Consider the following 24,488-nt stretch of genomic DNA (forward strand, 5'->3'; position numbering starts at 1 on the left):
ACATAGGCTCCAGGCCCGGTAAACGCAGCGCCACCGGGCGATGAAACCTGCAAATTAACCTATCAGGCGGATTCCGCCAGCGCAAGCGTCTGATGTGACGCTATACGTTCGTCACCGTTATAAAGACGCGCATGCTGTAGCCCGACAAACAGCCTGTCGCCACGCTGCGGGGCGTCATCGTCTCGCATGACCACCGTCAGCGGCTCGCTATACCAGCCCAGCGGCTGCACAACCAGTTGGGTGTAGTGGCCTTTTGGGCTGGCTTCCAGTACCTGAACCGGCAGCGGCGCATCGAGGCTGGTGCGACGGCTGATATCCACTTCCCACGGGCGCAGGAACAGTTCTACCGGCCCCTGAAAGGCAGGCGTATAGCCCAGCGGCCAGCGATGTGCGCCGACGTGGAACTGTCCGCCGCGGATCGTCCCCTTCAGCCGGTTGACCTCACCCATAAACTCCAGTACGAAGCGGGTAGCGGGTTCACGCCAGACCTGATCCGGGACGTCCACCTGCTCGATATTTCCCTGGCTCATGACCACCACGCGGTCGGCGACTTCCATCGCCTCTTCCTGATCGTGGGTCACAAACACGCTGGTAAATTTCAGCTCTTCATGCAACTGACGCAGCCAGCGTCGCAATTCTTTACGCACCTGCGCGTCCAGCGCGCCAAACGGTTCATCCAGCAGCAAGATTTGCGGCTCCACGGCCAGCGCACGCGCCAGCGCCACCCGCTGCTTCTGCCCACCGGATAGCTGCGCCGGATAGCGTTCGGCAAGATGCGCAAGCTGCACCATCTCCAGCAGACGGGTCACTTTCGCTTTGATGGTCGCGGCGTCAGGACGCTCACGACGCGGCAGCACGCTCAGGCCGAAAGCGATGTTGTCGAACACCGTCATATGGCGAAAAAGCGCGTAGTGCTGAAAGACAAAGCCTACTTTGCGATCGCGCGCGTGCAAACGGCTGACGTCGGTGCCGTGAAATCGAATATTGCCGCTGGTTTGATGCTCAAGCCCGGCAATAATGCGCAGTAGCGTCGTTTTACCCGAGCCAGACGGCCCCAACAGTGCCACCATTTGCCCGGAAGGGATATCCAGCGAGATATCATTCAGCACCTGGGTGCGACCAAAAGACTTCTTAATTCTGGCAATCTCAATGCTCATGATTTCCCTCCTGTTGCAGGCGGCGCTCCTGATTGCTCAACCGCCACTGCAACGCACTCTTTAAAAACAGGGTCAGAATCGCCATCAACGCCAGCAGCGCGGCGGCAGTAAACGAGCCGACGGTGTTATAGTCCTGCTCCAGCAGTTCAATCTGCAGCGGCAGCGATAAGGTCTCACCGCGAATAGAGCCGGATACCACCGATACCGCACCGAACTCGCCAATGGCGCGGGCGTTAGTCAGCACCACGCCGTACAATAACGCCCAACGAATATTCGGCAGCGTGACGCGGCGGAACATTTTCCAGCCGGACGCGCCAAGTAGGATCGCCGCCTCGTCTTCATGGCTGCCCTGGCTGAGCATCACCGGCACCAGCTCGCGCACCACAAATGGACAGGTCACGAAGATAGTCACCAGCACCATCCCCGGCCAGGCGAACATCACCTGCAGGTTATGCTCATCCAGCCAGCCGCCGAGCGGCCCGTTCGAACCATAAAACAGCAGATAAATCAGCCCCGCCACCACCGGCGAGACGGCAAACGGCACATCCAGCAATGTGAGTAACAACTGGCGGCCAGGAAAGTTAAAGCGCGTCACCAGCCAGGCCAGCAGCGTACCGAACAGCAGGTTGACCGGTACGGTAATAAGCGCGATCAGCACCGTCAGCCAGATGGCGTGCAGCATGTCCGGATCGCTTAAGTTTTGCAGTACCAGCGCCAGTCCTTTGCTGAAGGCCTGCACAAAGATATAGATCATCGGCACGACCAGAATGAACACCGACAGCAGTACGCCCGCGCCGATCAGGAACCATTTCCCCCAGTTCACCCGGGGAGCGTCATATCGTTTCAATTGAGTCAATTCCGCCATTAATGACCTACCACGCGCCGACCAAAGCGACTTTGCAGCGTATTGATTGAGAAGAGCAGCAGCAGCGAGACCGCGAGGATCACCGAGGCGATGGCGCTGGCCGCCGGATAATCAAATTCCTGCAGGCGCACAAAAATCATCAGCGAAGTCACTTCCGTTTTCCAGGCGATATTACCGGCGATGAAGATCACCGCGCCGAATTCGCCGAGGCTACGGGTAAAGGAGAGCGCTACGCCCGCCAGCAGCGCCGGGGAAAGCTCGGGCAGCACCACTTTGCGGAAGCTTTGCAGCCGGGTCGCGCCGAGTGTTTCCGCCGCCTCTTCATACTCCGGCCCAAGTTCTTCCAGCACCGGCTGGACGGTACGCACCACAAACGGGATGCTTGTAAAAGCCATCGCTACGGCAATCCCCAGCCAGGTATAGGTCACTTTGATACCTAACGTTGCCAGCCACTCGCCGTAAAAACCGTTTACCGAAAACAGCGACGCCAGCGTCAGACCGGCCACCGCGGTCGGCAGCGCAAACGGCAGATCGATAAGCGCGTCCAGCAGCGTGCGTCCGGGGAAGCGATAGCGGGTTAAGATCCACGCCATCAGCAGGCCAAACACGCCGTTGAATATCGAGGCCACAAACGCCGACAGCAATGTCACTTTATAGGCGGCCACCACCTGCGGGTTGGTGATCACCTCCCAGTATTGCGCCCAGCTCATCTGGGAAAGCTGCATGACCAGCGCGCTTAACGGCAGCAGCATGATCAGGCAGACAAACAGCAGGCTGGTGCCGAGACTTAAGGTAAAGCCCGGCAGTACGCGCCGGGAAGAGACAGCAAACATCACTTACGCCCCGCCGCCAGCAGCTTGTCCAGTTCGCCGCCGCTGGCAAAGTGCGTTTTCATCACCTCAGGCCAGGAGCCGAAACGGTCTTCCACGCGGAACAGCTCGGTCTGCGGGAATTTGTCTTTCAGTTTGTCCATCACCTGCGCGTCATTTACCCGATAGTAATAGTCGGTAATGATGGTCTGCGCCTGTGGGCTATAGAGCCAGTTCAGGTAGGCTTTCGCCGCTTTTTCGGTACCGTTAGCTTTGACGTTTTTATCCACCCACGCCACCGGGAACTCCGCCAGAATGTTGACCTTCGGCACCACAACCTCGAAGCCCTGCGCTTCGTACTGTTTGCGGATGTTATTCACTTCCGACTCAAAGGTGATTAGCACGTCGCCCAATCCGCGCTCCACGAAGGTGGTGGTGGCCCCGCGGCCGCCGGTATCAAACACTTCGACGTTCTTCAGGAACCGGGTCATAAACTGCCCGGTTTTCGCTTTATCGCCACCGTCGGCTTTATCCGCCGCACCCCACGCCGCCAGGTACGTATAGCGCGCGTTGCCGGAAGTTTTCGGGTTCGGGAAAATCAGTTTTACGTCAGAACGCACCAGGTCATTCCAGTCGTGAATATTTTTCGGGTTGCCTTTGCGCACCAGGAAGGCCATCGTCGAGTAGAACGGCGAGCTGTTATTTGGCAGGCGGCTCTGCCAGTCCGCCGGGATCAGCTTGCCTTTGTCATGCAGGATCTGCACGTCGGTGACCTGATTGTACGTCACCACGTCGGCCTTCAGCCCCTGAAGGATCGCCAGCGCCTGTTTTGATGACCCGGCATGCGATTGTTTAATGGTCAGCTTATCGCCGCCGTTGTCCTTCGCCCATTGCTGTTCAAAAGGAGGATTCAGGGCGGCAAATAACTCGCGGGAAACATCGTAGGAACTGTTCAGCAGTTCGGTCGCCTGCGCCTGCGCGGCCAGCAGCATTGACGCCGCCAGAACCAGATACCCTTTTTTCAGTGATTTAGCGGCCATTGCGCACCCTTATAAATTTGATGACTTTCTAATAGCCATAATATTTATAACGGACACTAAAGGAGTAACGGTTTTATATACCGTTTGGTGATTTGCCAGTCGAAAAGGGAATAAGAAATAGCGGGGCAGCATCGCGCGCTGCCCCGTTTTACTAGCGCTTCAGCGCGCCGTAAACGCCGTCGACAATCCAGCCGTAGGTGGCCGCCGGAAGCTGGCCGCTGACAAACACGTTGGGATTGGCCTGCGGGTCCGCCACCGGCGAGTGGGGCTTGTTGCCGAGGATCACGATTGCCATATGGTTGACCGGATCGATGGCCGTCAGCGTCCCCGTCCAGCCGGTATGACCATAGGTTTGCGGGGGAGCCAGCATGCCGAAAGTCGCGGTCATGGAGGCGTTAGCATTGACGCGCCAGCCCAGACCAAACGTGGGATCGTCTTTCGAACGTCGGATAAACGCCCCGACGGTATTCCGATCGAACAACGTAACGTTTTTATAGCTGCCGCCATTAAGCATCACCTGCATCAGGACGGCCATATCACCGGTGTTCGAAAACAGCCCGGCATGACCGGAGACGCCGCCCATCGCGTACCAGGCTTTTTCATCGTGCACTTCGCCCTGCAGGGTAGCGGTGCGAATGTGGGGAAAGTCGATGACGCCGTCGCGGGTATTGCCGTGCAGTTCCGTCGCGGCAATTTGCTGGCGCTGAAAGCCTTTTTGCAGCGGATTAAATACCGTATGCGTCAGCCCCAGCGGGCGATAAATCGTTTGTTCGACGTATTTATCCAGCGGCATGCCGGTGACCGATTCGATGATAAAGCCGAGGATCATATAATCGACATCGCTATAAACGTGCCGGGTACCGGGGGAATAATCCAGCGGCGTGCGCTTGATCATTTCAAGCGTGGTGGCTTTATCCTGCGAATATAACTCACCCGCCACCTTTTTATTCGGGTATTGCGGATCGGCGGGGAAACCGGCGGTGTGATGTAAAATATCGACGATACGCAGCTGATCCTTGCCCTTGATCTTATCCGTGGGCCGGTCGGCAAAACCGGGGAGGTATTTAGAGACGAGATCATCGACGCTGATTTTCCCCTCGTACACCAGCTTTTGCAGCGCGAAGTTGGTGGCATACATTTTCGTATTGGAGGCGAGATCGTACAGGGTCTCCGGCGTGGCCTTAACGGGCGCGGCCATTAACGTTGAGCCGTCGTATTTTTTCGCATATCCCCAGGCCTTCTGATAAACAATGTGATTATCTTTCAGAATAAGCAGGTTCATCCCCGGATAGCCTGCGTCAACCTGCTGCTGGATCCAGACATCCAGTTGATGCAGTTTCTGGCTGTCAAAACCTGCTGACTCCGGGCTGGCATGGGTTAACGGCGGAAAATCCGTCGCCTGGGCGGGAGCCCAGACGGCGAGCAGCGCCGCCAGTAAAAGCGTTGTTTTCATTGCTATTCCTTTAACTCAGATCGACATTTTTACAGCCAAACAGCGCGGTGATGATAAACCCCGCGACGTAAGCCACCAGGATCCCCCCGCCGTAAACCGCAATCGCGGCCAGGATCCCGTCATGGGAGGTCATCAGCGGCAAGGCCACCAGACCGGAAGGGCCAAAGGCGCTATTCAGCCCGACCGGCAGCCCCAGCCAGGCGATAGTCCCGATAAACAAGCCGCCGACCGCGCCGCCCAGACAGGCGGTAACGAAAGGTTTCATGCGCGGCAGCGTGACGCCGTAAATCAACGGTTCGCCGACCCCAAGCAGGCCGGGGATGATCGCGCCACGAATTTGCGAGCGAAGCAGCGAGGTGTTGTCAGAGCGCCAGTACAGCGCCAGCGCCGCGCCTACCTGCCCTGCGCCTGCCATGGAAAGGATGGGAAACAGGGAGTTAAACCCTTGAGAATCCATTAGCGCCAGATAGACAGGAATAAAGCCCTGATGAACGCCGAAAACTACCGCAATCAGGAACACCCCGGCCAGCACCGCGCATCCCAGCGGATTGCTGTTAAGATGCATAAACAGCCAGGACATTCCCTGGAACAGCCAGACCCCGACAGGCATGATGACGATAAACGTCAGCGCGGCGGTGATGATTAACGTCAGCATTGAGGTCAGGATCATATCCAGTTCGTCAGGCACGTAGCGCCGGATCACACGCTCAATTTTGGCTCCGGCCCACGCCGCCAGCAGTACGCCGATAATATTGCCGCGCGGATCGATAGCTATGCCGAAGAAATCCTGCAGTCCGGAATAGTAGCCAACCGTTGCCTCCGGGTTATAACCGAGGATAAAGAGCGAGGCGATGATCGCGCCGTTAACGCCAGTGCCGCCAAAGGCTTTCTGCGCGTTATAGCCAACCAGCAGCACCAGGAACGTAAACAGGCCCTTGCTGAACACCTTCAGGAAATTCAGCGCATCCGGTAGCGTCCCTTTAGCGTCCGGCGCGATATGCATTAGCGTACCGATCAAGGTCGCGATGCCCAGCATCAATCCTGCCGCAATAAAGCCGGGAATAAGCGGGGTAAAAATGGTGGCGAAATTCGCCAGAAACTGTTGAACGGAGGATTGCTGTTTACTTTTCAGCTGGCTTTTATTTTCTGCTGCGATGGATTTGAGATCCTGATTACCAAGAAGCGCGTTCATCGCTTCCGCCGCGCGCTGGGCTTTCCCGACGCCAAAGACCACCTGGACTTCATTACCGTTTATCACTACCCCACTCACCTGCCCGGCGAGTTTTTCGCTGATGTGGTTATCGACCAGCGTCGTGTCTGCGACGCGCAGCCGCAGACGGGTCATACAGTTACCGCAGGAGGTAATATTTTCTTGCCCGCCGACAAGGGCAATAATGTGCTCCAGTAAATCCTTACCGATTGTTTTAGCCATGTTTATCCTCATCTGTTCCCCAGAAGATTGAATAGAAACATTATGCGCTCAGGGAGCGTGGCGCCCAGCTCTGGACGAAAGATTTTCCAGAAAGGTCACAGTATGGGCGGGAAAACGGAATAACGCATTTTAAAACAATGACAAGGGAGAACGTTGCGGTTTGGGGGCTGTGGGGCACACAGGCTGAGGCATTGTGCGCGATAATGCCGGATGGCGGCTGCGCCTTATCCGGCCTGAGCGCTCCGGGGGATTACATTGGTTACAGCGCCAGCAGCCTGTTAAGAGAGGGCGCGAAGTAATAACCACCCGTGACCGGCCTGGTGAAGCGCAGCATGGCATCACGCTTGCCGTCGGTATCGCCAAACATGCTCAGCAGCTGTTGTTCGATGTTGTACAGGCGCGCGCAGTAGGCGCAGAAGTAGAGACCGTGGGTACTGCTGGCCGTGCCGTAGGGCAGGCTCTGGCGAACAATTTTCAGTCCTTTGCCCTCTTCTTTCAGATCCACGCGGCTGAGGTGCGAGGTCACGGGACGTTCGTCGCCGTCAATTTCTTCATTGGCGCTTTTGGTACGGCCAATCATCATTTCCTGATCGTGAACACTCATCCGGTTAAGCTGTTTGAGATTATGTTCCCAGCGCTGGACGAACACGTAGCTGCCACCTGCATCAATACCGTCTTTGATCACCGCCACGTCACGACGCGTTTCTTCACCCGCCGGGTTTTCGGTACCGTCGACAAAACCGCTTAAATCGCGATCTTCCACCCAGCGGAAGCCGTGGATCTCTTCCTGCACGTCCAGCGCGTCACCGAACGCTTCCAGCGCTGCCTGGGCAACAGAAAAATTGACATCGTGACGCAGGGAGAGAATATGGATCAGCACGTCATACTGGGTTGCCGGAGCCAGACCTTTGCCGTAAGGAATAAAGTCCTTCAGCTCTTCAGCCCCTTCTCCGCCGCTCAGTTCACGCCACGTGTTATGTCCGAAAGCCACCACCGCACCGATCTGCGCATCAGGAAACTGCGCCTGAAAGGTTGCCAGCTTATCGGCAAAAATTTTACTGCCCGCGCGCAGGGAGTCGATCTTCCCTTTAACATTGGCTTCGATCCAAATCGCTGCGCGACAGTGTTCTGGCAAAATGCCACTCTGAACCTGGGACATTGCTTCTCCTGAAAAAAAGCCACGCAACGGTGGCGTTAATGCGGCTATTGTACCGCGATTTCAGCAGGGCAATTTGTTCAGGCGCAAATTAACGACGCCAGATAATTTTGCTCACTTTCCAGTTTTTCAGCGCATCGTCGGACGGCATCAGATCTGCCGGCCCGCTCCATTCGCCAGTAAACAGGTAGCTGATATGCTGGCTACCTTCTGCCTTACACTCAACGTCGCCAGCGTGATCGCCCGAGGCTTTCTGACAGTTGCCGTACGCTTTTTTATACAAGTCGCTGAAGACGCTGCCGATTTCACCGCCGTCGGCGGTTTTGATCTCAGGATCCTGAATATCAATCTGGCTGACCGTGCCGCTGTCGCCGTTAATCACCAGGGCGACTTTGTTATCTTTTAACGCTTCAAAAAAACGTACGATATTGCCGTTATCGGTTTTCATACCGCTACGCAGATGGTAGTCATCGCCCAGCGCCTCGCTAATGGCCTCTTCTTTTAACGGTGTCGCAGCGGTGATCCCGGCGACGCCCTGTTCAGTTACTTTGCCGGATGAGCCAAACCAGTTCCACGGATTTGCTGCCGACCAGTTAACCGAGGAGAGTGTTGAACACCCTGCCAGTGCCAAAGGCATAACGCACATCAATAAGCGAAGCGATTTCATTCACACATCCTCTCTTTTAAATTCAACGCCTGTTGGAGTACAGCGACGGCAAAAAGTGCCGTTTAATCTGCCTGCAGAGTAAAACAAGCGCGTAAACGTCGGCTCGCCAGCAGCCACCACAGGGCATAAACGTCCAGCACCACCAGCGCCACTCCTGCCCCGCTGACCGTTTCGCCGAAGTACCACAACAAAGGTTGCCAGATCAGCAGACTCAGTTGGGCGAGAATTAACGCCCAGCGTAATGCAGACCACAAACGCGGAAAAACCTGGCGCCGGCCAGCCAGTAAGAAGGCCGTCACGGCGGGCATTCCCGGTAGCAACCCCAACCAGAAGTTATCGTGATCGGGGTAGAACAGGTTCAGCAATGTGTCGCCCTGTCCGCGCGACGCGCCCGCCATCACAAACAGTACCCAGGTGCGGGCCTGAAGCACCAGCACGCACCAGAACAGAAAGGGGAGTTTCAACAGTCCATGACGGTCATAATCAGAAGGAAACAGTAAAGGCTTAGTACTCTTCATCTTCAATCAATCGCTTGCCCAGAATCAGTACGTCGGCGGTTTCATAACCCAGCCGTTCATACATTCCCAGCACCACATCATTGTCTTCCCGCACCATAATTTGCACTTTCGGACAGCCGCGGGCGATGAGCTTTTTCTCCAGCCGGTTTAATAAGGCATTGGCAATACCGCGTCCGCGATACTCCGGATGTACACCCAGGTAATACGCTGACCCGCGATGCCCGTCATAGCCGCCCATTACCGTGCCCACCACTTCACCGTTGACTTCAGCGACCAGGAACAAACTGACGTCATGATTTACCTTACGCTCAATGTCCATTTCCGGATCGTTCCATGGACGCAGCAGATCGCAGCGCTCCCACAGAGTGATGACCTCTTCGAAATCTTGCTGGCGAAATACGCGTATCTCCATGGTATTGAGAGCCTTTTCGGGTTAAAAAAACTGATTATGGCGCGAACGTGTCGATTAGCCAATATCTTGCGAAACCAGAGTAAAAAAATGGCATAATGTTGTCCGTTCATCTATTGAAATGAAAAGTAAAACAATTCTCATCACGATTGTTCGTAACGACCATCGCGATACGATATAACATCTGTCACCTTTTTCTTTACAACCCAGGCCGAATGAGCACTTTTAAACCACTGAAGACACTCGCATCGCGCCGCCAGGTACTTAAAGCCGGGCTGGCTGTCCTGACGCTGTCAGGTATGTCCCACGCAAATGCCAAAGACGATGCCCTTAAAACCAGCAATAGCCACAGTAAACCCGTCGCGAAAAAAGCCGGTTCCAGACGCATGGTCGTCCTCGACCCCGGTCATGGCGGCATTGATACCGGTGCGATCGGCAGCAGCGGCTCGAAAGAAAAACACGTCGTGCTGGCGATTGCCAAAAACGTGCGCGCCATTTTGCAAAGTCACGGTATCGACGCTCACCTGACCCGCACTGGCGATACCTTTATCCCGCTTTACGATCGCGTGGAAATTGCGCATAAACACGGTGCCGATTTGTTTATGTCAATTCACGCGGACGGCTTTACCAACCCTTCCGCAGCGGGCGCATCGGTTTTTGCCCTCTCCAACCGCGGGGCGAGTAGCGCCATGGCAAAATACCTTTCCGATCGCGAAAACCGCGCGGATGAAGTCGCCGGTAAAAAAGCCACCGACAAAGATCATCTCCTGCAACAGGTGCTGTTTGATTTGGTGCAGACCGATACCATTAAAAACAGCCTGACGCTCGGCTCGCATATTCTTAAAAAGATTAAGCCGGTGCACCGCCTGCATAGCCGCAGTACGGAACAGGCGGCGTTTGTGGTGCTGAAATCGCCGTCCATTCCGTCCGTGCTGGTGGAAACGTCATTTATCACCAACCCGGCAGAGGAAAAGCTGCTTGGGACGACGGCGTTTCGCCAGAAGATCGCCAGCGCCATTGCCTCCGGCATCATCAGCTATTTTAACTGGTTCGATAACCAAAAAGCTCACGCGAAGAGACGTTAATGAAACCCGACGCCCAACAGGTAAAAGCCTTTTTACTCCAGTTGCAGGATGACATCTGTCAGCAGCTTGCTGCGGAAGGTTGTAATACCTTCACGGAAGATAACTGGCAACGCGAAGCGGGCGGCGGCGGACGCAGCCGGGTGCTACGCAACGGCGGCATTTTTGAGCAGGCGGGCGTCAATTTTTCCCACGTCTTTGGTGCCGGGATGCCCGCGTCCGCCACTGCACACCGTCCGGAACTGGCCGGGCGCAGCTTCGAAGCGATGGGCGTTTCGCTGGTGGTTCACCCGCGTAATCCGTATGTGCCTACCAGCCATGCCAACGTGCGCTTTTTTATCGCCGAAAAACCAGGCGCCGATCCGGTGTGGTGGTTTGGCGGCGGTTTTGATTTAACGCCTTATTATGGTTTTGAAGAAGACGCGGTGCACTGGCACCGCACGGCACGGGATATCTGTCAGCCGTTTGGCGATGATGTTTATCCACGCTATAAAAAGTGGTGTGACGACTACTTTTTTCTCAAACATCGCAACGAACAGCGCGGCATCGGCGGCCTGTTTTTTGACGATCTGAATACGCCGGATTTCGCTACCTGCTTCGCTTTTATGCAGGCGGTCGGGAAAGGCTATACCGAGGCGTATATGCCGATTGTCGCCCGTCGCCGGGAAATACAATTCACCGAACGCGAACGCCATTTCCAGCTTTACCGTCGCGGGCGCTATGTGGAATTCAACCTGGTATGGGATCGCGGCACCTTGTTTGGCTTACAAACCGGCGGGCGCACGGAGTCTATTCTGATGTCAATGCCGCCGCTGGTGCGCTGGGAGTATGATTATCAACCGGAGGAAGGTAGCCCGGAAGCGGCGCTGAGCGAGTTTATTCAGGTGCGGGACTGGATATAAAAAGCAGGTGATGAAAACTCAACTGACAATAGATCCTTTCTGCTTCAGGGATGACGGACTATCGTGACGATCTTCCTGCAAACCTAAGGATCGCATCGGGTAAAAAAAAGCGCGGGATGAACCCGCGCCTGCATTATCAGATAAATAATTACAGCGGCTGCGTCTGCGCCTCCACCACTGCCAGCGCCACCATATTCACAATCCGGCGTACCGAGGCAATCGGCGTTAATACATGCACCGGTTTCGCCACGCCCATCAGCACCGGCCCGACGGTCACGCCTTCTGAACTGGAAACGCGCAGCAGGTTGTAGCTAATACGCGCGGCTTCCATATTCGGCATCACAAGAATGTTGGCCGAACCTTTCAGCGGGCTGTCCGGCATCCGCTCGTTACGAATGCTTTCCACCAGCGCGGCGTCGCCGTGCATTTCGCCGTCAATCATCAGCTCAGGCGCGCGTTCGCGCACCAGCGCCAGGGTATCGCGCATTTTGGTCGCCGCCGCGCAGTTGGATGAACCAAAGTTGGAATGCGACAGCAGCGCCACGCGCGGTTCGATACCGAAGCGACGCACGGTTTCCGCCGCCATAACGGTGATCTCCGCCAGCTGTTCCGGCGTAGGATCGTCGTTGACGTAGGTATCGGCAATAAAGGTGTTGCCGCTCGGCAGCAGCAGCGCATTCATGGCTCCCGCGGCATGCACCCCATCGCGGTAGCCAAACAGCTGCTGGATAACGTTGAAATGCTCATGATAGTCACCAATTGTGCCGCAAATCATGCCGTCGGCTTCACCACGCTGCACCATGATCGCGCCGATCACCGTGGTGTTGCTGATCACCGCGCGCTGCGCCTGCTCCTGCGTCACGCCGCGGCGTTTCATGATGTTGTAGTACTCCATCCAGTACTCTTTGAAGCGCGGATCGGATTCATTGTTGACGATCTCAAAGTCAACGCCGGGTTTGATTTGCAGACCCAGTTTCTGAATACGCATTTCAATTACGCCCGGACGGCCTACCAGAATCGGTTTTGCCAGACCCAGCGTCACCAGTTCCTGCGTCGCGTGCAGCACGCGGTTATCTTCCCCTTCAGCCAGCACAATGCGCTTCGGCTCACTGCGCGCCTGAGAGAAGATCGGCTTCATAAACAGGTTGGTTTTATAGACAAACTCGCTGAGCTTATCGACGTACGCATCAAAGTCTTCGATAGGACGCGTCGCCACGCCGGAATCCATCGCCGCTTTCGCCACTGCCGGAGCGATTTTAACAATCAGACGCGGATCGAACGGTTTAGGGATGATGTATTCCGGGCCGAAGCTCAGATCCTGATCGCCATAGGCGGACGCCACCACTTCGCTCTGCTCAGCATGCGCCAGCTCGGCAATTGCATGTACGGCGGCCAGTTTCATCTCTTCATTAATGGCGGTTGCGCCAACGTCCAGCGCGCCGCGGAAGATGAACGGGAAGCACAGCACGTTGTTGACCTGATTCGGGTAGTCCGAGCGTCCGGTGCAGAGAATCGCATCGGGACGCACTTCCTTCGCCAGCGGCGGCAGGATTTCCGGCTCCGGGTTAGCCAGCGCCAGAATCATCGGCGCGCGGGCCATTTTTTTCACCATCTCCGGGGTCAGAACTTTCGGGCCCGAGCAGCCGAGGAAAATGTCTGCCCCTTCCACGACGTCAGCCAGCGTGCGTTTGCCGTCATCCTCTACCGCATACGCGGCTTTCGTCTCGGCCATGTTCGGTTCGCGGTCTTTATAGATAACGCCTTTCGAGTCGCATACCACGATATTGTGTTTTTGCATCCCCAGCGCCACCAGCAGGTTCATACAGGCAATCGCTGCCGCGCCTGCGCCGGAAACCACCATCCGCACATCGGAGAGATTTTTTTCCACCACCCGCAGGCCGTTGAGAATAGCGGCGGTGCTGATGATAGCCGTGCCGTGCTGGTCGTCATGAAACACCGGAATGTTCATGCGCTCGCGCAGTTTTTTCTCAATGTAGAAGCATTCAGGCGCTTTGATATCTTCGAGGTTGATGCCGCCAAACGTCGGTTCCAGCGCGGCAACCACGTCGATCAGTTTGTCCGGATCGTGTTCATCAATTTCAATGTCAAAGACATCAATCCCGGCGAATTTTTTAAACAGCACGCCTTTCCCTTCCATGACGGGCTTACCTGCCAGTGCGCCGATATTGCCCAGTCCCAGTACGGCAGTACCGTTTGAGACCACCGCCACCAGGTTGCCGCGCGCGGTGTATTTATACGCCGCCAGCGGATCCTTCTCGATTTCGAGGCACGGTGCCGCCACGCCCGGCGAGTAGGCCAGCGCCAGATCGCGCTGGGTCGCGAGCGGTTTGGTTGGTGATACCTGGATTTTCCCCGGAACAGGGTACTGGTGGAAATCAAGTGCGCTTTGTTTCAACTGGTCATCCATCTTCTTGTTCCTTTCATTTCGGACTAAAGGTGATTCTGATGCTCACCTGGAGGTCTACAGAGATCCCGATGTAAGAGAGGCTCACCGGTGGGATAGCCCCTAGTATCGCCCCAGTCAGCTTCGTAAACTTTGAAGGCCGCCAAACTCTTACCATCTAAAAATACAGTTTTTTAACAAAACACACACGAACTCGTTGCACCCATCGCCAGCAAGACCCTCTCCGTCTGCTATGCTTTTTGGTTATGTACGTTGTTTTTCATCCAGAAGTGCGAGCCTAAGCACTCGTATATCTTTTTGCTTTTTAAGGAGTCTTTAATGAACCAGCTAGACGGTATTAAACAATTCACCACCGTCGTGGCTGACAGCGGTGATATTGAATCCATTCGCCACTACCAGCCAGAAGACGCCACCACTAACCCTTCCCTGCTGCTGAAAGCGGCGGCGCTCGACCATTTCGCCCATCTTATTAAGGATGCGATTGAGTACGGTAAGCAGCGCGGTAAGACGCAGGAACAGCAGGTGGCGGAAGCCAGCGATAAACTGGCGGTCAATTTTGGTGTGGAAATTCTGAAAAGCGTGCCGGGCCGCGTCTCCACCGAAGTGGACGCCCGTCTCTCGTATGACAAACAAAAAAGCATCGATAAAGCGCGAAAATTTGTTCAGCTTTATCAGGATCAGGGGATTGATAAATCGCGCATCCTGATCAAGCTGGCGTCAACGTGGGAAGGTATTCGCGCCGCAGAGGAACTGGAAAAAGAAGGCATCAACTGTAACCTGACGCTGCTGTTCTCCTTCGCCCAGGCGCGCGCCTGCGCGGAAGCTGGCGTATTCCTGATTTCACCTTTCGTCGGACGTATTTACGACTGGTATAACACACGTAAACCGATGGACCCCTATCGCGTTGATGAAGATCCGGGTGTTAAATCGGTACGTAACATCTATGACTATTACAAACAGCATCGCTACCCTACCATCGTGATGGGCGCGAGCTTCCGCAAAACCGAACAGATCCTGGCGCTGGCAGGCTGTGACCGCCTGACTATTTCTCCGGATCTGCTGCAAAAATTGCAGGACAGTACCGATCCGGTTGAGCGCAAGCTGGTGCCGCCGTCCACGACGTTCCATCGTCCGGCTCCGATGACCGAAGCCGAGTTCCGTTGGGAGCATAACCAGGATCCTATGGCGGTAGAAAAGCTGTCGGACGGCATTCGCCAGTTCGCCGTCGATCAGCGCAAACTCGAAGATTTGCTGGCCGCTAAACTGTAACTTATTGTCACGGAGAACATTATGTCCCGAAGAGAGCTTGCCAACGCCATCCGCGCCCTGAGTATGGATGCGGTGCAGAAAGCCAATTCCGGCCACCCCGGCGCACCAATGGGGATGGCGGATATCGCTGAGGTGCTGTGGAACGACTTCCTTAAGCATAACCCCACCGATCCCACCTGGTATGACCGCGACCGTTTTATTCTCTCCAACGGCCACGCCTCGATGCTGCTGTACAGTCTGCTGCATCTTTCCGGTTACGATCTGCCGATAGAAGAACTGAAGAACTTCCGTCAGCTGCATTCTAAAACGCCGGGACACCCGGAGATTGGCTATACGCCGGGTATTGAGACGACCACCGGGCCGCTCGGTCAGGGTCTGGCTAATGCCGTCGGCCTGGCGATCGCCGAGCGCACGCTGGCCGCTCAGTTCAACCAGCCGGATCACGAGATTGTCGATCACTATACCTATGTGTTTATGGGTGACGGCTGTCTGATGGAAGGTATTTCGCACGAAGTCTCTTCCCTGGCGGGCACTCTGGGCCTTGGCAAACTGATTGGTTTCTACGATCACAACGGCATTTCCATCGACGGGGAAACCGAAGGCTGGTTTACCGATGATACGGCGAAACGCTTCGAGGCGTATCACTGGCACGTGGTGCATGAAATTGACGGCCACGATCCGGAGGCGATCAAAAAAGCCATTCTGGAAGCGCAAAGCGTCAAAGATAAACCGTCATTAATTATCTGCCGGACGGTGATTGGTTTTGGCTCGCCGAACAAAGCCGGGAAAGAGGAATCGCACGGTTCCGCGCTCGGTGAGGAAGAAGTGGCGCTGGCCCGCAAGCAGCTGGGCTGGAATCACCCGGCTTTTGAGATCCCCAAAGAGATCTACCGCGCCTGGGACGCCCGTGAACGGGGTGAAAAAGGCCAGCAGTCGTGGAAAGAGAAAATGGCTGCCTATGAGAAGGCGCATCCGGCGCTGGCCGCAGAATTTAAGCGCCGGATGAGCGGCGGGATGCCGGAAGACTGGCAGCAGACGGTACAGGATTACATCAACAAGCTGCAGGCGGAGCCGGCGAAAATCGCCAGCCGTAAAGCCTCGCAGAACGCGCTTAACGCCTACGGTCCGAGCCTGCCTGAACTGCTTGGCGGCTCGGCAGACCTGGCGCCCAGCAACCTGACGATCTGGAAAGAGTCGGTGTCGCTGAAAGAAGATCCGGCCGGTAACTATATTCACTACGGCGTACGTGAATTCGGCATGACGGCGATCGCCAATGGTATTGCCCATCACGGTGGATTCATCCCCTACACCGCCACCTTCCTGATGTTTGTCGAGTATGCGCGTAATGCGGCGCGTATGGCGGCACTGATGAAGGCGCGGCAGATCATGGTCTATACCCATGACTCCATCGGACTGGGGGAAGATGGTCCGACGCACCAGGCAGTCGAGCAGCTTGCCAGCCTTCGCCTGACGCCAAACTTCAGTACCTGGCGTCCGTGCGATCAGGTAGAGACTGCGGTAGCGTGGAAAGCGGCGATTGAACGTCATCACGGGCCGACGGCGCTGATCCTTTCTCGTCAGAATCTGGCGCAGATGGAGCGTACCCCGGAACAGGTGGCGGATATCGCGCGCGGCGGCTACGTGCTGAAAGATGCGGGCGGCAAGCCGGATCTGATCCTGATTGCCACCGGTTCGGAACTGGAAATCACCGTGCTGGCGGCAGAAAAACTGCGGGCGGAAGGCGTCGCAGTACGGGTCGTTTCCCTGCCGTCTACCGACACGTTTGACAGTCAGGATGAAGAATACCGTGAATCGGTACTGCCGTCTGACGTCGCGAAACGGGTCGCGGTAGAAGCCGGGATCGCCGACTACTGGTATAAGTACGTTGGCCTGAAAGGCGCGATAGTCGGGATGACCGGCTATGGTGAATCAGCCCCGGCTGAAAAGCTGTTCCCGTACTTCGGCTTTACCGTGGAAAATATCGTCGGGAAGGCGAAAAAAGTGCTTAACGGGTGATCCACAACGTGGGCCAGGCATCTGGCCCCTGCCAGTTATCGCAGTTAGGTTCCTCCGCATAACGCACCAGACTAAAGCGCTGGCCGTCAAAACGCCAGCGCGTCTGAATGCCGCAGTCCGCCAGTCCCCGCCCTTTTGCCAGCGTCGTCAGTTCGCGGGTTTTCTCGTCAAATCCGGCGTTCATCAACTCCATATCCGTTTCACCGCTGCCCGGCGTAAACGGCAGGCGTAAACGTACCTGATACGAGGTAAAAGGCTTACGTCGCGACACCAGCCAGGCGAGGTCGACCGTATTGTAAGCCCCCGCCTCACAGCTTATCGCCATTAGCGCTTTATGATCGGTCAGCGCCCAGATGCGCACTTCGCGGCGGCTGGGATCCAATGAACACTGAATATTACTCATCTTCCAGTTGCCGTAGTCCAGCAGCGCGCTGCGTTCTTCATGCGTTAACGGCGTGGGCGTCGGGTTCACTGCCACCACCGTTTTGAGCGCGGGCGCAGGCGGGACGCGCAGCGGCGGATTATTGCCTTTGCCTATCCAGGCCGTCTGGCTACCCACGCGTTTTTGCCGATCGTCGATAAACAACAGCGCGGCCTTCAGGCCTTTCAGGGAAATAGTCTGTTGTCCACCGGCCAGAGTAATGGCCTGCCCGTCCTGAATCTGGGCTAAAAACGCGGCGACCGTCGCACCGTCGCTGGTCATGATGCGTAACGGATCGATGCGCCAGCGCGGGGAGGTGAATTTCAGGGGTTGTCCATCAAAGAGAAGGCGTGGTGCAATGGCGGAAGGTTTCGGTAATGACGTTTCTATTCCGCCACGTTCAATACGCAGGCTGGCATCGTTATGCGCGCCTGCGCTGCGACCGATGGTCATCACCAGACCAAAATGCTGACCGGTATTCCGCGCCACGCAAAAATTTTGGTTATTACAGGTGACCTGCCAGTCGGTAAACGCCTGTTGCACAGGCGCAGCCCACGCAGCGGAGGCCCAGCACCCTCCGATAAACCAAAACAGAAAAACGCGAAAATACATGAACGGCACAGCCCCGGCAGAATAGAGTCATTTCACACAGGGCGTAACTCTACTGGCAAAAATGTACCGCTCAATCAGAATTATCGGATTGCGCTCATTAAAAGGGGTTGAGCCGATGTTAGCGTTGCATAAGCCCGGATGCCTGCAGATATTGCAGCAGGATCACCGTCTTACCGTCGCGGATTTCGCCTGTAGCGACCATTTCCAGTGCGCAGCTAAACGGAATTTCCAGCACCTCAATATCTTCGTCTTCCACACCGCCACCTGCGTTTGCGCGCAGCGCATCGTCGTATTCAGCAATAAAGAAGTGGACGATTTCGGTCACGCCGCCGGGAGACATATAGAGTTCAAAGACCTTACGCACCTCGCCGACACGATAACCCGTTTCTTCAATCGCTTCTTTGCGAATACAGGCTTCCGGCTCGTCGTCGTCCAGCAGGCCCGCACAGGTTTCGATAAGACGTCCATCTTCATTACCATTAACCCACGTCGCCACGCGGAACTGGCGGATCAGGACCACGGTATGTTTATCGCGGTTGTAAAGCAGGATCGTCGCACCATTTCCCCGATCGTACACTTCGCGCTTATGACGGATGATTTCGCCATTTTTTCGCGTTAAATCGTAGGTAATGTTGCGCAGAACGAAGTAGTTTTCGGAGAGGATTTTATCTTTTATAACGTCAATCTTGAACGACATACAGGCTCCGCGATGAAAGAAGGAAGGGGTATCTTACGCCGCGAAGCCGCATTTGTCGTTAATGCGCTTTAAGCTGGCTGACGCCCAGCCATTGCAAAATGCCCTGCGCCGCGTGGCGTCCTTCCGCCATCGCGGTCACTACCAGATCGGCTCCGCGCACCGCGTCTCCCCCCGCGAAGATTTTCGGGTTGCTGGTCTGATAGCGATAGCGGCTGTTCACGCTGGCGGCAATCCGTCCCCAGCTATCCATCTGGACACCCTGCGCTTCCAGCCACGGCATACGGTGGGGATGGAAACCAAAGGCCATGATCACCGCGTCCGCTGGCATCACAAACTCGCTGCCGGGCACCGGCTTCGGAGCCCGGCGGCCTTTCGCATCCGGCTCCCCCAGTTGCGTACGCAGGAAACGCACGCCGCTGACGCGCCCCTCGCCGTCCACTTCAATCGTCACCGGCTGAACGTTAAATTCGAATTCCGCGCCCTCCTCCCGGGCATTTTTCACCTCTTTCTTCGACCCTGGCATGTTGGCTTCGTCGCGTCGATAGGCGCAGGTGACGTTACTGGCCCCGTGACGCAGCGCGGTACGCACGCAGTCCATTGCCGTATCGCCGCCGCCCAGCACCACAACATTCTGCCCGCAGGTGTTAATCCAGGGCGACTGCGGCGACTCGCTTAATCCCATCACGTTTTTGGTGTTGGCAATCAAAAACGGTAGCGCATCATAGACGCCCGGCGCATCGTCATTCGGCAGATCGGCCTTCATGGAGCGGTAGGTGCCAACGCCGACAAATACCGCGTCATACTCTTCCAGCAGGGTGGCGAGCGGAATGTCTTTATCGATTTCGCAGTTAAGCTCAAAACGAACGCCCATAGCGGTGAAGATTTCCCGACGTCGCGCCAGCAGCGACTTATCCAGCTTGAAGGAGGGAATACCAAAGGTCAGCAGCCCGCCGATTTCCGGATGCCGATCGAACACCACCGGCTGCACGCCCTGGCGCACCAGCACATCGGCGCAGGCCAGACCCGCCGGGCCTGCGCCGATAATGGCGACGCGTCTGGTGGTGGCAGTGATGTGCCCCAAATCAGGCCGCCATCCCTGCGCCAGCGCCCGATCGGAAATATAGCGTTCAATATTGCCTATCGTCACTGCCCCGTGAGGATCGCGCACCGTACAGACCCCTTCGCACAGCCGATCCTGCGGGCATACGCGGCCCGTGATTTCCGGCAGACAGTTGGTCTGATGCGACAATTCAACCGCCGCCATGATGTCGCCCTGCTTCACATGGTCAATCCACTGCGGAATATGATTGTGCAACGGGCAGTTCCATTCACAAATGCTGTGCTCGCCGCAGGTCAGGCAGCGTACGGCTTCTTGCTGTGCCTGAGCATCGCTGAACGGCAGATAGATCTCCGCAAACCCGTTTTTACGGGCGGTGATATCCAGCTTATCCGGCTCGCCGCGCGGCGGCGTAGTGTTCATTTGATCGCGTTTGCTGAGTACCGGCACGCTTTGCGATTCAGGCCAGTGCTGTGTTTCACGCCGGGCAGCGTTCAGCCGACGCGCTTTTGCCAGCCCGCTCAGTCGCTCTGAGGTCATCATATGCAGCGCATCTGCCGGGCAGTTCTGCACGCAGGCTGGCCCGTTCTCCCGGCTCGCGCACAAATCACATTTATGCGCAGTGGCTTTCACTCGCCCCGAGGCAACCGGCGCAATGACCATCTGCAGGGTGCCAAATGGACAGGCCACCACGCAGGATTTACACCCGATGCACTTTTCGTTGTTGACCTGTACGGCGAGGTCTACCAACTGGATGGCGCCGTTGGGACAGCTACGCGCACACGGCGCGTCTTCACAGTGGTGACAGGTCACGGCATTGCGTTGCTCCCCATTTTTCACCACCGTAATGCGCGGCCTGAAATGCGATTTGGCGACGACGTGTTGCTCATCATTATGCGCCATCACGCAGGCCACTTCACACGAGTGGCAGGCAATACATTTTTCACTATCAGCCATAATAAAACGATTCATGGCAGGGTTCTCTTGTTGCGGAATAAGCCTCAATTTCTATAGGTGTATTTTCTTAACCGAACTCCGCAGACCCGGCAATGGACATTTGCCCGGAAAACCGCAATATGTTGTGGGAACCTGTAATAGATCAATTTATTTAGCGTCGTTTGAAATTACGTTTCATTCGCCGCTAATGGCAGGAGTTATCCTGCACGGTAAGCGAATGTAGAGAAAGGCAGGAAAGCGGTATGATAATTTACATTATCTCCTTAATTTCTCCACGATTACGCCCGGCCTTGCCGCTACAGTGTTGCGAGCAATGCAATAACAAAAAATGAGCAAACGAGGTTCTGATTCCGATGGCGAATTTCTTTATTGATCGCCCCATTTTTGCCTGGGTGCTGGCGATTCTGCTGTGCCTGATGGGGACCCTGGCAATTTTTTCACTCCCCGTTGAGCAATATCCCGATCTTGCGCCGCCCAACGTGCGTATTACGGCCAACTATCCCGGTGCTTCAGCACAAACGCTGGAGAATACGGTTACCCAGGTTATCGAACAGAATATGACCGGCCTCGACAACCTGATGTATATGTCGTCGCAAAGCAGTGCCACCGGACAGGCCACCGTTACCCTGAGTTTTATCGCCGGAACCAATCCTGACGAAGCGGTGCAGCAGGTGCAAAACCAGCTTCAATCGGCGATGCGCAAACTGCCCCAGGCGGTGCAGGATCAGGGGGTGACGGTGCGTAAAACCGGTGACACCAACATTCTGACCATTGCCTTTGTGTCCACCGATGGCAGTATGGATAAGCAGGATATCGCCGACTATGTTGCCAGTAATATCCAGGAGCCGCTGAGCCGCATCAACGGTGTGGGCGATATCGACGCCTACGGTTCGCAATATTCCATGCGCATCTGGCTGGACCCGGCCAAACTGAACAGCTTCCAAATGACGGCGAAAGACGTCACCGACGCTATCGAGTCGCAGAACGCGCAAATCGCCGTCGGCCAGCTCGGCGGTACGCCATCGGTCGACAGGCAGGCGCTGAACGCGACCATTAACTCACAGTCGCTGTTGCAAACGCCGCAGCAGTTCCGCGACATCACTCTGCGGGTGAATCAGGATGGCTCTGAGGTGACGCTGGGTGATGTGGCAAGCGTCGAAATGGGGGCGGAGAAATATGACTATCTCAGCCGCTACAACCGCCAGCCTGCGTCCGGTCTGGGCGTCAAACTGGCGTCCGGAGCCAATGAAATGGCGACGGCGGAACTGGTGCTGCACCGTCTGGATGAGCTTTCGGCGTATTTCCCCCACGGTCTGGAATACAAAGTGGCTTACGAGACCACCTCTTTCGTCAAAGCCTCCATTACCGATGTGGTCAAAACGTTGCTGGAAGCCATTGTGCTGGTGTTCCTGGTGATGTACCTGTTTTTGCAAAATTTCCGCGCCACGTTAATCCCCACTATCGCGGTCCCGGTGGTATTAATGGGCACCTTCGCCGTACTCTACGCTTTCGGTTACAGCATTAACACCCTCACCATGTTTGCGATGGTGCTGGCCATCGGTCTGCTGGTGGATGACGCCATCGTGGTGGTGGAAAACGTCGAACGTATCATGAGCGAGGAAGGGCTTTCGCCGCGCCAGGCGACGCGCAAGTCAATGGGCCAAATCCAGGGCGCACTGGTGGGGATTGCGATGGTGCTTTCCGCCGTGTTTGTACCCATGGCGTTCTTTGGCGGCACCACTGGCGCAATTTATCGCCAGTTCTCAATTACTATCGTCTCTGCCATGGTGTTGTCCGTGCTGGTGGCGATGATCCTGACGCCTGCTCTCTGCTGTACCCTGCTCAAACCGCTGCATAAAGGTGAACAGCACGGGCAGCGCGGATTTTTCGGCTGGTTCAACCGCACGTTCAATCGCAATGCCCGGCGTTATGAATCTGGCGTGGCGAAGATCCTTCATCGCAGCCTGCGCTGGATACTGATTTACGTGCTTCTGCTTGGCGGCGTGGTGTTTATCTTTCTGCGCCTGCCCTCTTCCTTTTTACCGCAGGAAGACCGCGGTATGTTTACCACCTCGGTTCAGCTTCCCAGCGGCTCTACCCAGCAGCAGACGCTGAAAGTCGTGCAAAAAGTTGAGGACTATTTCTTCAGCCACGAGAAAGACAATGTGACGTCTATCTTTGCCACCATTGGCTCCGGGCCGGGCGGCAACGGGCAGAACGTGGCGCGTATGTTTATACGCCTGAAGGACTGGGATGACCGCGATATGAGCACCGGCTCCTCTTCTGCCATTATTGAACGCGCGACGAAGGAGTTTGCTCATATCAATGAAGCGCGCGTTATTGCCAGCAGTCCGCCAGCGATCAGCGGTCTCGGCAGCTCTGCCGGGTTTGATATGGAATTGCAGGATCACGCCGGCAAAGGTCACGATGCGCTGATGGCCGCCCGTGACCAGCTGCTTGAACTGGCGGGGAAAGACACATCGCTCACCCGCGTACGCCACAACGGCCTCGACGACAGCGCACAATTGCAGATCGATATCGATCAGCGTAAAGCGCAGGCGCTGGGTGTGAACATCGACGATATTAACGATACGCTGCAAACCGCGTGGGGTTCCAGCTACGTTAACGACTTTATGGATCGCGGACGGGTGAAAAAAGTGTACGTCCAGGCGGCGGCCAAATACCGCATGCTGCCGGGCGACATTAATTTGTGGTACGTGCGTAATAAAGACGGCAACATGGTGCCGTTCTCCGCCTTTGCGACGTCGCGCTGGGAAACCGGTTCGCCGCGTCTGGAACGCTATAACGGTTATTCCGCAGTGGAGATAGTCGGTGAAGCGGCACCGGGCGTCAGCACCGGTAGCGCGATGGATACGATGGAAAAACTGGTGCGTCAGTTGCCCGGCGGTTTTGGTCTGGAATGGACCGCGATGTCTTATCAGGAAAGACTGTCTGGCGCGCAGGCTCCAGCGCTCTACGCCCTTACCGTGCTGGTCATTTTTCTCTGTCTCGCCGCGCTCTATGAGAGCTGGTCGGTGCCTTTCTCGGTGATTCTGGTGGTGCCGCTTGGTATTTTGGGGGCGCTGCTCGCCACCTGGATGCGCGGTCTGGAAAACGATGTTTATTTCCAGGTCGGACTGCTGACGGTCATTGGCCTGTCGGCGAAAAACGCCATTCTGATTGTGGAGTTCGCCAATGAGATGAACCAGAAAGGTGAGGATTTGGTGAAAGCGACGCTTGACGCCTGCCGTCAGCGTCTGAGGCCCATCCTGATGACCTCGCTGGCCTTTATTTTTGGCGTGCTGCCGATGGCGACCAGTACGGGCGCGGGTTCGGGCAGCCAGCACGCGGTAGGTACCGGGGTAATAGGTGGCATGGTCTCAGCAACCATTCTGGCGATTTTCTTCGTCCCGCTGTTCTTTGTGCTGGTACGCCGCCGCTTCCCGCTTAAGCCTCGACGCGAATAAGATGTTCAACCGTTATGAACAAAAAAGCGACCTTAACGGTCGCTTTTTTCTTGTACTGTATTGACTGCCAGTACGGC

The 24,488-nt window shown here is 56.1% G+C and carries 19 protein-coding genes; 5 read left to right on the plus strand and 14 right to left on the minus strand.

Features of this window, described 5'->3' with window-relative positions:
- Positions 1-62: 62 nt before the first annotated feature.
- From cysA to P0H77_RS15435, 10 genes are all read right to left on the minus strand, one after another.
- Positions 63-1,157: a sulfate/thiosulfate ABC transporter ATP-binding protein CysA gene (gene cysA, locus P0H77_RS15390; protein ID WP_276157884.1), complete on the minus strand. Its 1,095-nt coding sequence runs from the start codon at positions 1,155-1,157 to the stop codon at positions 63-65.
- Positions 1,147-2,022, minus strand: a complete 876-nt coding sequence (gene cysW, locus P0H77_RS15395) for a sulfate/thiosulfate ABC transporter permease CysW (protein WP_276157886.1) — start codon at positions 2,020-2,022, stop codon at positions 1,147-1,149. Before cysW ends, cysA begins: the two co-directional genes overlap by 11 nt.
- Positions 2,022-2,855, minus strand: a complete 834-nt coding sequence (gene cysT / locus P0H77_RS15400; protein ID WP_276157888.1) for a sulfate/thiosulfate ABC transporter permease CysT — start codon at positions 2,853-2,855, stop codon at positions 2,022-2,024. The genes cysW and cysT overlap by 1 nt, the downstream gene beginning before the upstream one ends.
- Entirely contained in the window at positions 2,855-3,871 is a 1,017-nt protein-coding gene (locus P0H77_RS15405; RefSeq protein WP_276157890.1) for a sulfate ABC transporter substrate-binding protein, read from the minus strand. Before P0H77_RS15405 ends, cysT begins: the two co-directional genes overlap by 1 nt.
- 151 nt (positions 3,872-4,022) lie before the next feature.
- Positions 4,023-5,324 carry a penicillin binding protein PBP4B gene (gene pbp4b, locus P0H77_RS15410; RefSeq protein ID WP_276157892.1) on the minus strand — a complete coding sequence of 434 codons (1,302 nt, stop codon included), beginning with the start codon at positions 5,322-5,324 and terminating at the stop codon, positions 4,023-4,025.
- Between the two features lie 10 nt (positions 5,325-5,334).
- Entirely contained in the window at positions 5,335-6,756 is a 1,422-nt protein-coding gene (gene murP, locus P0H77_RS15415; RefSeq protein ID WP_276157894.1) for a PTS N-acetylmuramic acid transporter subunit IIBC, read from the minus strand.
- A 259-nt stretch (positions 6,757-7,015) separates the two neighbouring features.
- Positions 7,016-7,915, minus strand: a complete 900-nt coding sequence (locus P0H77_RS15420) for a Dyp-type peroxidase (RefSeq protein WP_276157896.1) — start codon at positions 7,913-7,915, stop codon at positions 7,016-7,018.
- A gap of 88 nt (positions 7,916-8,003) precedes the next feature.
- The gene (locus P0H77_RS15425; RefSeq protein ID WP_276157898.1) at positions 8,004-8,579 is read right to left on the minus strand and encodes an RpoE-regulated lipoprotein; all 576 of its coding nucleotides are present in this window, start codon (positions 8,577-8,579) and stop codon (positions 8,004-8,006) included.
- Positions 8,580-8,641: 62 nt separating this feature from the next.
- Positions 8,642-9,097 (minus strand): DUF2919 domain-containing protein, encoded by a 456-nt coding sequence (locus P0H77_RS15430; RefSeq protein WP_276157900.1) that lies wholly within the window; start codon positions 9,095-9,097, stop codon positions 8,642-8,644.
- Complete coding sequence (locus P0H77_RS15435) at positions 9,084-9,509, minus strand: GNAT family acetyltransferase (protein ID WP_194206228.1); 426 nt, start codon at positions 9,507-9,509, stop codon at positions 9,084-9,086. The genes P0H77_RS15430 and P0H77_RS15435 overlap by 14 nt, the downstream gene beginning before the upstream one ends.
- A gap of 212 nt (positions 9,510-9,721) precedes the next feature.
- Between P0H77_RS15435 and amiA the strand changes: the two genes are divergently transcribed.
- Together amiA and hemF are read left to right on the plus strand one after the other, a co-directional pair.
- Entirely contained in the window at positions 9,722-10,591 is an 870-nt protein-coding gene (gene amiA / locus P0H77_RS15440; RefSeq protein WP_276157902.1) for an N-acetylmuramoyl-L-alanine amidase AmiA, read from the plus strand.
- On the plus strand, positions 10,591-11,490 hold the full coding sequence (gene hemF, locus P0H77_RS15445; RefSeq protein WP_276157904.1) for an oxygen-dependent coproporphyrinogen oxidase: 900 nt from the start codon (positions 10,591-10,593) through the stop codon (positions 11,488-11,490). The genes amiA and hemF overlap by 1 nt, the downstream gene beginning before the upstream one ends.
- Positions 11,491-11,638: 148 nt before the next feature.
- Here the strand turns inward: hemF and maeB are convergent, their stop codons facing one another.
- Positions 11,639-13,918 (minus strand): NADP-dependent oxaloacetate-decarboxylating malate dehydrogenase, encoded by a 2,280-nt coding sequence (gene maeB, locus P0H77_RS15450; RefSeq protein ID WP_276157906.1) that lies wholly within the window; start codon positions 13,916-13,918, stop codon positions 11,639-11,641.
- A gap of 315 nt (positions 13,919-14,233) precedes the next feature.
- On the opposite strand from maeB, the gene tal reads away from it, so the two are divergent.
- Both tal and tkt read left to right on the plus strand, forming a co-directional pair.
- Entirely contained in the window at positions 14,234-15,184 is a 951-nt protein-coding gene (gene tal / locus P0H77_RS15455) for a transaldolase (RefSeq protein ID WP_276157907.1), read from the plus strand.
- A gap of 21 nt (positions 15,185-15,205) precedes the next feature.
- A complete protein-coding gene (gene tkt / locus P0H77_RS15460) occupies positions 15,206-17,200 on the plus strand; it encodes a transketolase (protein ID WP_276157909.1) in 1,995 nt (664 codons plus the stop codon).
- Here the strand turns inward: tkt and P0H77_RS15465 are convergent.
- The 3 genes from P0H77_RS15465 to aegA all read right to left on the minus strand — a co-directional run bounded on the left by P0H77_RS15465 (position 17,190) and on the right by aegA (position 20,959).
- Positions 17,190-18,233, minus strand: coding sequence for a DUF1176 domain-containing protein (locus P0H77_RS15465; protein ID WP_276157911.1), 1,044 nt, complete (start codon positions 18,231-18,233; stop codon positions 17,190-17,192). The two genes, tkt and P0H77_RS15465, sit on opposite strands and share 11 nt — an antisense overlap.
- A gap of 118 nt (positions 18,234-18,351) precedes the next feature.
- Complete coding sequence (gene nudK, locus P0H77_RS15470) at positions 18,352-18,930, minus strand: GDP-mannose pyrophosphatase NudK (protein WP_276157913.1); 579 nt, start codon at positions 18,928-18,930, stop codon at positions 18,352-18,354.
- A 58-nt stretch (positions 18,931-18,988) separates the two neighbouring features.
- The gene (aegA, locus tag P0H77_RS15475) at positions 18,989-20,959 is read right to left on the minus strand and encodes a formate-dependent uric acid utilization protein AegA (RefSeq protein ID WP_276157915.1); all 1,971 of its coding nucleotides are present in this window, start codon (positions 20,957-20,959) and stop codon (positions 18,989-18,991) included.
- Positions 20,960-21,297: 338 nt separating this feature from the next.
- Here aegA and acrD point away from each other — a divergent pair, with 338 nt between their 5' ends.
- A complete protein-coding gene (gene acrD / locus P0H77_RS15480; protein ID WP_276157917.1) occupies positions 21,298-24,411 on the plus strand; it encodes a multidrug efflux RND transporter permease AcrD in 3,114 nt (1,037 codons plus the stop codon).
- The last annotated feature ends 77 nt before the right edge of the window (positions 24,412-24,488 follow it).

The organism is Superficieibacter sp. HKU1 (assembly GCF_029319185.1).
GTDB lineage: Bacteria > Pseudomonadota > Gammaproteobacteria > Enterobacterales > Enterobacteriaceae > Superficieibacter.